The 14,159-nt window shown below is 54.9% G+C and carries 10 protein-coding genes; 5 read left to right on the forward strand and 5 right to left on the reverse strand.

What is annotated here, in order from left to right; all coding sequences use genetic code 11:
- Positions 1–190 precede the first annotated feature (190 nt).
- Genes NSQ73_RS34790 through NSQ73_RS34810 form a run of 5 tightly spaced genes read left to right on the forward strand, consistent with a single transcriptional unit; the run spans position 191 to position 6,062 of the window.
- Entirely contained in the window at positions 191–1,084 is an 894-nt protein-coding gene (locus NSQ73_RS34790; RefSeq protein WP_042133723.1) for a carbohydrate ABC transporter permease, read from the forward strand.
- A gap of 2 nt (positions 1,085–1,086) precedes the next feature.
- The gene (locus NSQ73_RS34795) at positions 1,087–1,920 is read left to right on the forward strand and encodes a carbohydrate ABC transporter permease (protein WP_042133722.1); all 834 of its coding nucleotides are present in this window, start codon (positions 1,087–1,089) and stop codon (positions 1,918–1,920) included.
- 25 nt (positions 1,921–1,945) lie between these two features.
- The gene (locus tag NSQ73_RS34800; protein ID WP_340990745.1) at positions 1,946–3,757 is read left to right on the forward strand and encodes a sensor histidine kinase; all 1,812 of its coding nucleotides are present in this window, start codon (positions 1,946–1,948) and stop codon (positions 3,755–3,757) included.
- Between the two features lie 51 nt (positions 3,758–3,808).
- Complete coding sequence (locus tag NSQ73_RS34805; RefSeq protein ID WP_340990746.1) at positions 3,809–5,305, forward strand: response regulator; 1,497 nt, start codon at positions 3,809–3,811, stop codon at positions 5,303–5,305.
- A complete protein-coding gene (locus tag NSQ73_RS34810) occupies positions 5,277–6,062 on the forward strand; it encodes a spermidine synthase (RefSeq protein WP_144026178.1) in 786 nt (261 codons plus the stop codon). Before NSQ73_RS34805 ends, NSQ73_RS34810 begins: the two co-directional genes overlap by 29 nt.
- A gap of 366 nt (positions 6,063–6,428) precedes the next feature.
- Here NSQ73_RS34810 and NSQ73_RS34815 read toward each other — a convergent pair whose 3' ends face one another.
- The 5 genes from NSQ73_RS34815 to NSQ73_RS34835 form a co-directional block, all read right to left on the reverse strand.
- Positions 6,429–6,626: a DUF4177 domain-containing protein gene (locus NSQ73_RS34815; protein ID WP_340990747.1), complete on the reverse strand. Its 198-nt coding sequence runs from the start codon at positions 6,624–6,626 to the stop codon at positions 6,429–6,431.
- 37 nt (positions 6,627–6,663) lie between these two features.
- Positions 6,664–7,023, reverse strand: coding sequence for a nuclear transport factor 2 family protein (locus NSQ73_RS34820; RefSeq protein WP_076247264.1), 360 nt, complete (start codon positions 7,021–7,023; stop codon positions 6,664–6,666).
- 130 nt (positions 7,024–7,153) lie between these two features.
- The gene (locus NSQ73_RS34825; RefSeq protein WP_340990748.1) at positions 7,154–9,544 is read right to left on the reverse strand and encodes an AraC family transcriptional regulator; all 2,391 of its coding nucleotides are present in this window, start codon (positions 9,542–9,544) and stop codon (positions 7,154–7,156) included.
- A gap of 122 nt (positions 9,545–9,666) precedes the next feature.
- Positions 9,667–11,958 carry a hypothetical protein gene (locus NSQ73_RS34830; RefSeq protein ID WP_340990749.1) on the reverse strand — a complete coding sequence of 764 codons (2,292 nt, stop codon included), beginning with the start codon at positions 11,956–11,958 and terminating at the stop codon, positions 9,667–9,669.
- The gene (locus tag NSQ73_RS34835) at positions 11,942–14,116 is read right to left on the reverse strand and encodes a right-handed parallel beta-helix repeat-containing protein (RefSeq protein WP_340990750.1); all 2,175 of its coding nucleotides are present in this window, start codon (positions 14,114–14,116) and stop codon (positions 11,942–11,944) included. The genes NSQ73_RS34830 and NSQ73_RS34835 overlap by 17 nt, the downstream gene beginning before the upstream one ends.
- Positions 14,117–14,159 lie beyond the last annotated feature (43 nt).

Consider the following 14,159-nt stretch of genomic DNA (forward strand, 5'->3'; position numbering starts at 1 on the left):
CCGAAACATATAAATTCTTTTAAAACAGCCCCACGAAGTGGAGCTTTAGCTTCAAGGTATAAAATGATTTACCCTGCTGCAATAAGCAGCCAGATGCACTAAACTTCCGGCGCAAAAGGGATTATCGCCTTCATGGATAATCCCTTTTGTCGTCAATCCCACTTAAGCTTTCACGAAAGAAGGGTATGCGATGTTCGGAACACTGTCTTATAACAAGCAGAAAACTATTATCATAGTCTCCTTTCTGCTGATCCCGCTGATCCTCCTCGCCACGTTCACTTATTATCCGGCACTGAAGCTGGTCTATTACAGCTTCACCAACTGGGACGGCTACAGCCCCGAGAAGCCTTGGGTCGGCCTCGATAATTACCGCGAGGTGTTTAACACTCCCGATATTTTCAAAGTATTCACCCATAACTTCGCCTACTTCGTCATGGGCCTCGTTCAGAATATAGTGGCGATCTACTTCGCCGTTGTGCTGAACAGCAAGCTGCGGGGCCGGAATGCTTTTCGCATCATGCTCTTCCTGCCTTACATTATGAATGGTGTCGCCGTTGCCTTCATGTTCGGTTATGTCTTCGACACTACCAACGGTTCACTGAATCTGTTCCTGAACAGCATCGGCCTGACCGGCCTTGGACAGACCAGCTGGCTCGGCACCGAAGGACTGGTGAACTACGCGCTCGCTTCCACCGGCTTCTGGCGGTTCATGGGCTACAATATGGTGATTTATATTGCTTCCCTGCAGGCCATTCCGCGTGATATTTATGAAGCTGCGAAGATTGACGGTGCAAACTCGATGCAGACCCTCTGGAGAATTACGCTGCCGAATATGAAGGCCGTCATTCAGCTCAATCTGTTCCTGACCGTGACCGGCGCACTCGAAGTCTTCGACCTTCCGTTCGTACTCACCAAAGGCGGCCCAGCGGGCGCCAGCCAGACGTATGTCCAGCGCGTGGTGGATACGGCATTTGCCTTCAACAATTACGGCCTGGCCTCGGCCATGAGCGTTATCCTGCTCTTCTTTGTAGTCATTGTACTGCTGATTCAACAGCTGGTTCTTAGCCGGGGAGGAGATAAGTAGCCATGGAACATTCCAAATTGCGCTTCAAAGACCTGTTCAAATATTTCACGCTGCTCATCGGCGTATTCGTAGTGCTGTTCCCGCCGTATGTCGTGATCGTCAATGCGTTCAAATCCACAGATGAGTTCAACAGCAGCAGCTCTATGGCTCTGCCGCACAGCTTCCTTAACTTCGACAACTTCATCGCTGTCTTCCAGCGCGGCGGGCTGCTCAGCGGCTTCGGCAATGTACTCGTCATTATTATAATTACATTGACCCTGAACATTCTGTTTGGCACAATGGTGGCATATGTACTGGGCCGCTTCTCTTTTAAGCTGAAGCCGGTTGTGTTCGGTGCATATCTCGTGGCCACCATCATTCCGAGCATCACCACCCAGGTGGCAACCTTCGGCATCATCAAAAATATGGGGCTCTACAACACGCTTGGCGCTCCCATTGTGCTCTATATCGGGGCCGATGTGATCCAGATCATTCTCTATTTACAGTTCATCCGCAATATTCCGTTTGATCTCGACGAGAATGCCATGGTTGAAGGCGCTTCCCTGTTCAAAATCTACCGCTCGATCATCTTCCCGCTGCTTACACCGGCGACGGCCACCCTGGTCATCCTGAAGACGATCAGCATTTACAATGACATGTACATCCCTTACCTCTATATGCCCAAGCAGAGCCTGGGTGTTGTAACGACGATCCTCATGCGTTTCCAGGGGGTCAATTCAGGCGAGTGGAACCTGATCTGTGCGGCGATCCTGCTGATCCTGCTGCCGACAGTCATCCTCTACTTCTTCCTGCAGCGTTATATCTTTGAAGGCGTAACGAACGGCGCGGTGAAATAGGGGATGTACGGAAAGGAACAACACAGTGGTATCCTATATCCGGAGATTTCCGCGTACCCTTTGGCTGTTCCTGGCCAATCTGCCTATGGAGCGCAAGCTGATTGTCGTGTTTATTTTTCTGATATCTATGCCGATCACTTATGTCAGTTATCTATCGTCCCGTTCCACCTTCAATTCCGTCCTGGTTAATGCAACAGCAAGCGCCGGACAGATGGCAGACAGCGCCTCGGATACCATCGACCGTTATGTAGCCGACCTGAAGAGGTACACTGCGCTCCCGCTCTACAATACCGATGTCCAGTTCTATCTGGAGCAGGAGCAGACCGATTGGGAAAAAAATACGGGCATGTCCATGTTCCTAAGCTATTTGAACCATACGAAAGAAGAGATTGTTGCTGTATACCTGGTGGATAAATACGGCTCCGTCTATTATGACAAAAGCTCGGGCATCAGCGAGCTGTTCCCGGAAGAACGTCTGGCGCAGTGGCAGAGTCTCACCGAGTCCGGCGTAGCTTCCATAGTTCAGGGCAGGCATATGATCCGTGTAAATGCGGGGGATCACCGGGAGGTATTCAGCATTCTGCGTACCGTCAGTTCGGTCAGCTCGCTGCAGAAGATCGGCATTATTGTGTTCGATATCAATATCAGCCTGTTCAAGGGCATCGTGGACCCGGTCAATGCAGTCACCCAGGGGAGTACCCTGATTGTTGATGACAAGGGGGAAATGATGTACGCCAGCCCGGATGATTCAGGCGGTGGGTCCGGCATGCTGGAGAAGTATACGGACAAGTTCCTGCAGCAGGTGAACGGACCCGATGGCCATTTCCAGATCACTCTGGACGGCAAGGAATATCTCGCGGTATATACTGTATCGGCCAAGACCGGCTGGACTACAATGGTCTCTATCCCGCTGGAGCGGATACTGTCACCAGTGGAGAAAACCCGTAACGCGCAGGTGCTGACCACGCTGGCGATAATCGCCTTCGCCCTGATTGTAGCCACCTTCATCTCCCATGCCCTGACGAAGCCGCTGAAATCCATGGTCCGCCTGATGAAGCAGGTGCAGCATGGCAATCTGGAGGTATGGCTGCATCCCCGGTACAATGATGAGATCGGAATGCTGGGCAGCCACTTCAACCGGATGATCATCCGCGTGAAGGACCTGCTGCAGGAAGTGAAGCTGACGGAGAAACGCAAGCAAAAAGCCGATATGCGGGCCTTGCAGAACCAGATCAATCCGCATTTCATCTACAACACGCTTGAATCCATCCGCATGCTGGCTGAAGGCAGTGATGATCCCCGGGTCGCGAAGCTGACGTACCTGCTGGGGATGCAGATGCGTTACGGGATTGTCCGCAGCGAGGAGATGGTGACCATCGGGCAGGAGCTTGATCACACCCGTAATTATCTGGATATGCTGCAAATCCGTTTCCCGGACAAGTTCAGCTTGAAGATTGACGTGCCGGATGCTCTGCTGAGCTTCCCGGTCATTAAGCTGGTCTTCCAGCCGATCGTCGAGAACGCCGTCTTTCATGGCCTGGAGCCCAAGGAAGGCCCGGGCACCATCAGCATCACCGGCTGGGCAGAGGGGAGCAAAGCTGTATTTTGCGTGGAGGATGATGGTGTCGGCATGGATGAAGATACGCTGCGCGCGCTGAACCATACCCTGACGGGGGGAGCTGACGGCGAGAAATTCGGTATCGGCCTGCGCAATGTGAACGAACGGCTCCGCCTGGACTACGGCAGCCCGTATGGACTGCGTGTAGAGAGCGAATCCGGCCAAGGCACCCGTGTCATTCTAAGAATCGAGAATCTCTCCCACCGTATTGAAGATTAACCGGAAACAGGGCAACCTGCACATTATGTCTTTTGAAAGGGGATATCCGGATTGCTGCGTATTGTGATCGTAGATGATGAAGTCCTGATCCGCGAAGGTCTGGCCCGGATGATCAGCAAGGAGAGCAGCGATTTCGCCGTCATCCGCACTTATCCTGACGGCAAACAGCTGCTGGATGAGCTGCCTGCCCTCCAGTTCGATGTCCTGATTACCGATATCCGTATGCCGCAGATTGGCGGCCTTGAGCTGATCCGTCTGCTCAAAGCCAGTCATCCCCATATCCGTTCCCTGCTGATGAGCGGATTCGTTGAATTTGATTATGCCCGGGAAGCCATCCGCAGCTCGGCGGTGGATTATCTGCTGAAGCCGATCAATAAAGAGCAGCTGTTCGACGTGCTCTACAGCCTGGATAAGGAACGCACGCTGCTGCGTGAGAAGGAAGAACGGCACCGCTCCGGGATGCTGCTCTCCATGCTGCATATTGAAGAGCCCTCCGCTGTGCTGATCGGCGGCCTTATTTTGCCCCAGCCTTATTTCTCGGTGTTTGTCCTCAAAGGAGACTCGCCTGAAACCGTCTGCTCCTGTACAGACAGTCTGCGGCAAGAGAAGGATAACGGATTCGATGTGCTGGAACTCCGCCAGGGACTGCAGGTCTGGATCTGGTATTCTGCGCAGCCGCTTGAATCTGCTGAATTAAGCGAGATCCGCAGATATCTGCAGGCTGCCAGTGCAGGGCATACTCTGCATGTGGGCATAAGCCGCTCCTACGCGGATGCAGCCAAGCTCAGAACGGCTTATCTGGAAGCCAAACATGCCTGTGACTGCGGAATATACCAATCCCGGCCGCTGCATTATGTTACTATTGAAGAGCTCATCCTGCCGGATAAGGCAGGGTCTGAGCTTTTTGCGCCTTATCGTGAACCGCTGGTCCATGATTTACAGATCCTCAATGTCGAGGGTGTACTTGCAGGAATTCATAAGCTATTCTCGGAGCTTGCATCGCAGTGTGCTTATCCTGAGCAGATTCTCCGCATGTGCCGGGAGATGGAAGAGCTTGCCCGTAAGGAAGTGCAGGAATTCGAAGCGGTCTACCGTAACGGATTAACTATGACGCTGGAGGAACAGCTGGAGAGCTGTTTGGCTTTTGCAGATATGGAAAAGCTGTTCGCTTCCTCCTTGTCGTCTGCCCTAAGCAGTATCCGTGCCCACCGGCTGGAGTTGTCCGGTACCGCCGTCGAGACCATCAAGCGCTGGATCTCAGCCAACTATAACCAGCACGCAGATCTGAACACCCTTGCGGGGATGGTGTATCTTACGCCAAGTTATTTGAGCAAGCTGTTCAAGCAGGAGACCGGTCTTACGCTGACTGATTATATAATTGAAATCCGCATCCGCAAGGCCAAGCAGCTGCTGAAGAATGCCCCGGACCTCAAAATCCATGAAATCGGCACCGAAGTCGGCTATCCCGACCCCGCCTATTTCAATAAACTGTTCAAAAAGGTTGTCGGTGTCACGCCGAATGAATATAAACGAATCTCATCTGTGTAAGGAGTCTGATCACTTGCATCCGCTGTCCCGAACTACACATGACTCTCAGGAAATTGAGGTATATGATACAACCGAGCTGTATGGCGAGACCGGACGGTTCCGTGTGCTGCAGTTCTCGGGTGAAGCGATTCAAGGCGCGCTGGATCTGGAGCATCCCCGCCGGGTCGTCTTTGAATATCCGCGGGCGATGATCCATCTGATGGAGGCGGGCGATCCTTATTTCGAGGATGTGTTCCTGATCGGGCACGGGATTGGAACGATTGCCGGGTATTTTGCGGAGAAGCGCTTTAAGGTCGCTGAGGTCAATGAGCAGGTTGTGGAATACAGCCGAACCCGCTTTGGTTACAATCAGGACAATGTCCTGATCGGTGACGGCCGCAGCCTGCTGGAGAATGAAGCAGACCGGAGCTATGATTACATTCTGCTGGATGCCTTCACCGCTGCCGGAACGCCGGCGCATTTCACCTCGCTGGAGTTCTTCGGGCTTACCCGGGATAAGCTGCACGGACACGGCGCGATTATCATGAACCTGATGGGCCGCAGCGATAATGACCGGCTGATTAGTGCGATCCACACAACGCTTAGCGAGGTGTATCCCCACACTAAGACCTTCGCCCTCCCGGCAGAAGGCAACGCCGATCTCCGCAACATTATTATGGTTGGCAGCAGCCGGCCAGTCACCTATCAGTCCCGCCACATGGCCGGATTCAGCGAAATTACGCCGGAGCTTGGACATGTGATCCGGGACCGCCGGTAGTTGGCCTATGACCGGAGTTGCGCCGCCCTAGCTTTAACTGTATTTTGTACAACTAAAACGAGCGATTATTGCGCTGCGAAGGTTTTAGTTGTATTTTCTACAATTAAAAACCCTCATATTCCGCAAAAGAGGGCTTCCCCCTCTTTTTAATTGTACAGAATACAGTTAACCCGGCAAATCCGGGTTTTCGCCGTCTTTTAACTGCAGGAAATACAACTAAATGCTAGGCACTCCGCATTAGGTACTCGCAGGCAGGCGCTGACGGGGGAGAAATGTCCGCCCATTTAACAGATACGCTTGTGGCCAAACTCCACCTTGGGTCCGTTCGGCTCCGCTGCGCACCACTCGACCAGCCGCTGAATAGACCTACTCCGCTTTCTTTTCAAAAATCAGCTCATAATATTCCGGAAACCCCACAGCCTGGGCGCTGGGCATGATAACGAACTGAACGAACCGCCAGCCCTCTGCTGCATGCGTATGTATAATCTCCTGATAATTCTCCGTTGGCAATTGGAGAAATCCAGTATTCTTCTTTTTCATTTGTACAAATTTGTATTCAAACATTGATCTTCCTCCTGTTGTAATTTTCTACTTAAGCATGTTAATCCTTCACAGGCGTCCCCTGATGAAAAAACATCTGCCAGCGTCCCTCAAGCAACCTCCAGACCGAGCTGCGCAGGCAGTGAATGCCGGAATCTTCATTGAAGGTCCGGTAGGTCGCAAGGACAGCCTCCTCAGACAACGTATGGAGTTCGAAGTTACTCAAGGTCATCCGTACCTCACCTGCTCCCCCTTCGCCAACCTGATCGTGCTTCCGCCATACCCTGCCTGAACTTCCGAATTCAGTGTAATCATCTGCGATCAGCAGCGCCACCGCTTCAGGATTCGTACGCACTTCATTGCTCAGCAGCTGCTCCTCGAGATCGCAGATATGGTCTGCCAGCAATTCTTTAGCTGTCACATCAATCCCCTCCTTTTTACATTTACTATTCTGGATGGGCACCGGAATATCCTCTCCAGACAGCAAAAAGCCCGGTCCGTTCTGCAGGAGGCACAGCGCTAACCGGGATTCCGCAAGGGAAATATGAAGCCTATTCCAGCGACCGCTTCAGGCGGTATTCCTTGGGGGTAACGCCGAAGGCTTTTTTGAACAATTTGAAAAATGTGCTCTCATTGACGTATCCGACGAGCTCCATAATCTGCTTGATGCTGATATTCTTCGTCTCCAGGTAAGTCTGGGCATGCTGAAGGCGGATATCGTTAAGATACTCGCTCACCGATACCTCTTCGCTCTGCTTGAACATTCTGCCGACATAGGCCGGTGTCATATGCAGCATAGCGGCGATTCCCTGCAGGCTGAGGTTCGGCTCTTTATAATTCATCTCAATGATTTCCTTAATCGCGTCCATCAGAGCCGCATTCTTGCCGCTGCCCGTCCGGTCCAGCTGATCATGGATATCCCGGCATACCCTGCCGAATAATTCAGCGGTCTCCTGCAGCGTCTCCTGCTCCAGCACCTGGCGGCTGAGCGTGCTCAGCTCCACATTCAGCGGAACAACACGGTTATGGTTAATCTCCTTAACGGAGGTTTTGATAATGCCCGTGATATGCAGGAGGCTGTGAACAATGGCATCATAATGGCAATGCCCCAGCGGAGCCAGCATATGCCCGATGGCCTGCTCCATGGCAGGCAGATGACCGGTGCGGATACTCTCACCCAGCCTCTTCTCCAGCTCTGCCGGGAAGCTATACTCCTGCTGCCGGAGATTGCCGTCCACTCGCCCCTTCGTAATGATGCTTTGCCGGCCGTATACCAGCTTATACATCGAATATTGAACAGCCGCCGCATAACGGTCCGGAATCTGTTCATGGCTGCCGCAGGGTTCACTGGCCGTCAGGGTCAGTGACAGCTGGTAATAGCTGCTGACCACCTGCTGGATGTTACGGAACAGCTCATGCAGCGCTTCCTCATCTTCGGTTTCACTATTGCTGCCTTCCGCCCGGCTGATCAGCAGGGCCAGATGACTGCTGCGCATATCTGCCAGCTCACAGAGATATCGTCCGGGACGCAGGATCTCTTCTGCAATATTGCGGATAGCAAAATAATACAGGCTGCGTTCATTATGGCTGGTCCTGCTGATGAACCCGGAATATCCGTCCACCTGAATCAGGACTACCCGGTAAGGGCCGCTGCGGCTGATTTGCAGGCCGTTCTGCCTGATATTATCCTCGAATTCCTTCGCGGACAACGCCTTGCCACCGGAGAGAAGGGTTCGGAGGTAATAGCTTGTAATAATATGCCGCTGTTTGCCCTGCTCGTCTGAGACGCTTCGCAGCTGCTGGGCCATCGTGCTGAAGAGGCTGGCCACGGCCGATAATTCATCCTTATCTTTATCTTTCTCCTTACCCTTCTCCATATTCTGCCCCGTGGCCTTACCAGCCGCCGCTTTCCCTCCCGGCTGCATCCCCAGCTGGCCTATCAGACGTCCAATAGGCTTATAGAGCTTGTGTGCTACAAGGGTAGCCAGAACCACAGCCAGCAGCAGAACGGCAATAATGACGGACAGAAAGGTGCCGCGCAGCTCCCGTATAGGCTGAAGGATAATTTCATACGGCTGCACACTGACGACCTTCCAGTTCGTCCCCTGCATATTCAGATAGTTGACCAGCAGTCTGGTGCTGCCGCCGAACCTGCCGGACAAGGTGCCGAATGCTTCGGCATCCCCCGGCGTATGCCCGCCCAGCGCCCGGATAAGCTCCCCCTGACTAGGCAGCAGTTCAGGGTTACCTGAGAGCAGCAGCTTGCCTGTCTCATCCAGCAGATAGACACCCGATTGCTCGGGAATAGCGAAGTCATTGAACGAGCGCAGATTCTCATAGAGCCATTCGGGCTTGATATTGACGACAAGTGCACTCTCCTGACTGGTGCCGGTGTCCGTGAAATTCTGATACATCACCAGCGAAAAGAAATCAACGGGCTGGTCTGCACCGCTGAAATTCATCGGAATCAGCTTCATCCGCGGAAGCTTCTGCTTATTCTTCACCAGCAGGGAAATCTCCCCGCTCATCGGGGCATCCGGTTTGTTCAGACTGAGCTCCCCTACGGTATAGGTCCGGTCGTCATACCCGTTATAGACAAGGATCGAATGCAGGAACGAAGAGGAGAGGTAGGCCTGCTTCAGCGAATTCATCGAACGGATTACCAGCATTTCATCAGGATCGCGCAAATTCAGCAGCGGTACAATATTAGGGTCCATGTACAGGGAGACAGCCAGATTATTCATTACCCCTGACATATAGGACAGGTTGATTTGAATCTGCTTCATAGCCTTGCGGCTGACCTCCTGCTGCATCCGGATTGCGCTGCGTTCCGCATTATACTGCAGGAGCAGCGAAGAACCGGCGAGAACAGCCACCATCAGCAGTGTTACAGAGCCTATAATGCGCAGCAGGTACTTCTTGGACCTGTAAGCTTGCCACATCGGCAGTCCCCCCCTCTACTAAGATGCATTATGCCGCCTGTAACCAGCATGACATATAGCGGATGGGGCAATCTACTGTACAATGTGCGAATTGCTCTCCGATCTCAGACTGCGATTTGGTTTCAGTGAAAAGCCAGCGGAACCCTGCGCACAGCGCCGGGCTCTACGCTGATGCGCGGCCAATCGGCTGAAGCGCATTGCCCGAGCGGAACTCCCGCTGCGGTCGACAGCTCGGCGAATATGGACACCTCAGCCGGATAATTAGTGGTGTTGGCAACAATGAGAACCAGCCTCCCCTCCTCCTGCTCCAGTGAACATTCCACATGATCGAATACCCACAGCAGCCCTGTGTCGGGCTGTACATAAATTCCCGGAACCTCGGCATAGGTCAGCATATTCGAGACCTCACACCAGCAGGAGAGCGGCAGCACTTCCCCGATCAGCTCCGTGCCCTCCCAGTCGCTCATATTCACCCTTTCGCTCATATAACCAGGCAGCAGCTCCTTGCCGTCCCAGCCCATGACAGGTCTGTCCTGGCGGGAGAGATATTGCGGAAGCTGATGGGCAGTATCCCTGAGCTGTTCCATATAAAGTGGATTACCGGTGGCCCGGAACAGCTTCAGCAGCGAATCGCCAGACAGGGTGCAGATGCCCGGAGCGCTGTGCTTATTCTGCACATTGGCAATGACCGAGCCTGCCGTTTCAATCCCCAGCCGCCCGAAGGTCGATTCTTGCGGAAAAACAAAATTATACGACACACACCACGAGATTGCCTGCCGGGCCGCTTCCTCTGCCCGCTGCAGCCACTTCTCCTCCCCTGTCGTTTCGTGGAGGACGATGAACGCTTCCAGCAGGGCGAAGGCCGACTCGCTGTCCGGACACTGCAGAATCTCTCCGGGCCCGCCCGTGGTTACACCCTCCCGGGTATACTGGCGGTAATAATAATCCCCGGCTGCCCGCGCCGCCGCCAGATACACCTCTTCATTCAGGTGTTGGCCGAACAGCGCCAGTCCGGCAACCGCCATCGCACCTCCGGCAGAGCCGCCGACCAGCAGCTCTCCGGTCTCCGCCAGCACCCATTGGCCGAACTGGCCATAGCGGCCCCATAAGCGGAGGAAGCCATCGGCAAGCCGCCGCGTGCCCTCAAGCCAGCGCTCCGGCTGAAGCTCATTCGGGTGCAGCGTGTTCATCGCCATGAGATGCTTCACCAGAAAGTACAGCGCATCTGCGCTCTTGCGCACAATATGCCATTGCTCCGGATGATCGCGCTGCGGATCTTCATTGAACTCATCGCCGTAGTAGCGGCCGTTATAGAATACGCCAGGGAAGAATCCCGCCTCCGTCTGTCCGCTGAAGATGAAATCAAGGGTCCGGCGGGCTCTGTGAACCGATGCCTCTCCGCCCGCAAGCAGCAGCGCATAGCTGGACATCCCGCCGCCGACCCAGCCCAGCTGCCAGTCCTGATGCTTCATATCCACGGTGCCTACGGCATAATAGCCGTACGGCTCCTTCCAATTCAGTTCGTTATATTTCTGCTCCTGAATGGCCCATGCCGCCGAGAACGGCAGGCTGGAGGACAGCTCCGGAGTTCCCGCCAGCGACTTGCGCACCCCGGCGAATCTGGCGAACAATCCGTCTACACTGCCGCAAGGGAAGCTGTATACCTCAAAGCTCAGGCTGAGCTTATCGCCTTCCCCGAAGTCCGCCCCTCTATCAGGGGAAGGGGCTCCGGTGGTACACATGTCGTATTTGATCCGCGGCCGTACGCCCGGAGCACGGAAGGATATAACAGCAGAGCCTCTGTCCTCCGCTTCCTGCACATGAATCGAGGTCTCCCCGCAGCCGGTCTGTTGGCAGGTTAGAATCAGGATTCCCTGTCTGCGGACCGGATCATATACTCCCACCGCCGGTGTAGCCGCGTCCCCGGCCAGCAGGTGGAAGGCCGAAGGGCCGGGCCCTACGGACAGCCGCGGCACGTCTGTAATCAGCGCCGGAGTATCCGGGCCGCGCTCCGGCAGCTTGCTCCAGCAGGGAGGATAGCTGAAGCTGCGCACATCGAAGCGGTTGCCGTTATATACAGCGCCGGGAACAAGCACATAATTGGAGCGGTCCCAGGCAGCAAATTCAAAGCGGACCTCCGCTGCGGTTTGCAGCGACTGTCCCCGGTGGAGCCAGTTCACTTCGAGCCTGGCTCCATCACTGCTGCCGCCTATCCCGGCGCAGGTTAGCATAATCTCCCAAGCCGCTGCTTCTCCGGCAGGCAGAAGGGTCTGCCCAGCTTCTCCTGCATCTCCTGCGTCTGCCGCCCAGCCAGTGTGATATTCCATAAGCGGCTCGGCCTCCTCGAAGGTGTGCGAAGCGAAAGCCAGCTTCGCTCCGGCTTCTTCAAGCAGCAGCTCAAGCTTCTTCTGCATCTGCCGCCCCCCTCTCTTCTCTCTCCGCCAACCCTGCTTCTGAAGCTCTGTCACGCGGGCCAAACTGCGAGAAATCGATATCCTCCCAGCCTAAGGCATACGCCGGTGAAGAAGGCTGCAGCCGGTAGTCCCCTGCCGGACCATCAACGAAAGCGGGATCGGCCAAGACAGTAGCGGCATCATATTTACCGTCCAGTACAGCGCGCCAGGCTTCCCATGTGTATTCTTCGCCCCATACACTATTGGGGCCTACAGACTCCGCCGGAAGCTCGCCGGTGATCCGGGGGACGGCTCCACCGCGCCAGAACAGGTTGCGGTCAGCAGCCCGGAACCGCTCCGGACTCCAGTTGACGAAGCAGTACAGATGACCTGAATTAGAGATGATATTTCCTCCGACCGTAATATCCCGGTTTGCTTCCCCTACCATCTCCTGCGAGCCTATAGCGTTGACCGCCTGGGGATTATCCGCCATCAGATTGTTGCGGATGACATTCCCGACCCCTTTAGAGAAAATCGTCATCCACAGCTTCCCCTCCCCGGTGCTGTAGAGATGATCAAGCACATTATGCGACACAGTCACATCATCGGAGGCATCATCCAGATAAATGCCGAAGCCGAAGGAGAAATGGATACCGCTGTGATGCAGCCGGTTTCCATGGATGACGTTCCGGCGGCCGATTCCCCAGGATTCGATCAGCCCCCCGTCCTGGCTGCCGGTCATCACCTCCGAGATATCGTTATAGCTGATCCGGTTGGCCCGGGTAAAGAGGAAATCCCAATGGTTCTCCCGCGTCACGGCTACACCCCATAGAGATTCCGGCAACTGCTGATGACGTTGTCCTTTGAGGGATATCCCGTAGCGGGGCATATGTGAGATGCGGTTATGCGCGACCTCGCAGTCCCCGCACTGATACAGGACAACTCCGCTTCCATGGCCGACAAGCTCTCCGCCATGACTAATCCGGTTGTTCGTGATCCGGTGTCCTTTATTCTGATTGGCATCCTCCACTTCACGGAAGCTGCCTTCCCCCGGGGCATAACCTGAGGCGTAAATGGCCGTGTGTCCAACGGTCTGTATAATGTTTCCGTCCAGCACAATCCGCTCGGCGCTGCGGTCTAGGAAGATGCCGCAGGAGCCGGATTCACGGATATGGCAATCCGAGATTTCAATCTCCTCCGCATTGCGGATATAGACCACTCCGTTACGTTGTTCATCCGGTTCAACATTATCCATGCCCGGCTCACTGCGCATCATCTTATAGTCTTTATAGAAATCAGTGCAGGCCAGGGTCAGACCCTGGAAGGCCAGACCGGATACCCGCCGGGAATCATCTTCCCCTTGAATTTCAAGCAGGCGCAGGACAGAAGGGGCGATAACCTGCTCCTCCAGCGGAGTGCCGCGCTTGGGCCGGTAATACAGCATAGCCTCTGCCTCATCCAGATGAAATTGGCCGGGTTCACGCAGGAACGACAGCGAGCCCTGCAGGAAAAAGCGTGAGCCTGCACCTATTCCCCAGATGGTGGGCCGCGCAAGCTCAATCCAGCCGGAAGAGTGATCGATCCGCCGCACCGGAATCGTCTCCGAGGCCCAGTTCCACTCCCCTTCCCCCGGCCACACAAACATCTGCAGTCCCGCCGTATCCAGCTGCTTCGGCACATCCCCTTTCCGGGCAATGATCCCGTCATGCTCTCTTCCCTCAACCGAGGCGGCGGATTCGTAATACCCCGCCGCCGGGAGACGGGCTTTCACTACCCGTTCCCCGCCTGCATATAGCGTCTGGAACCGGGTTCCCTGCGGCAGCGTTGTACGCCAGATGCCGTCTTGCCACAGTTCCCAGCCGGAGAGCACGGCGCCTCCCGCGAGGACCGGCTTCTCTCCTTCAGCATTACGGTAGAGTACACGGCAGCGGGTACCCGCTGCATCCCCGCACCCGAAGCGCAGCGGCTCGCCGAGCTCGTAGATACCGCCCCCGAGGAAGACTGTTATCTGCCCCGTGTGCCCTCCGGCTAGGGCATCGCGCACCGCACTCTGCGCGGCAGGAATTGTGCGGTACGGTTCTTTCCGGCTTCCGCTGCCGGAATCATTCCCGCTGTGCGGGTCTACATATAGCTGCAATTCACTGTCTGTCTGCTGTTCTGCTGAGATCATTTCCTTCATCGCTCATCTTCCCTTCTTCACCCATATTCACACGGATATATTG

Origin of the sequence: Paenibacillus sp. FSL R10-2736 (genome assembly GCF_038000245.1) — a bacterium.
Taxonomy (GTDB): domain Bacteria; phylum Bacillota; class Bacilli; order Paenibacillales; family Paenibacillaceae; genus Paenibacillus_AQ; species Paenibacillus_AQ phytohabitans.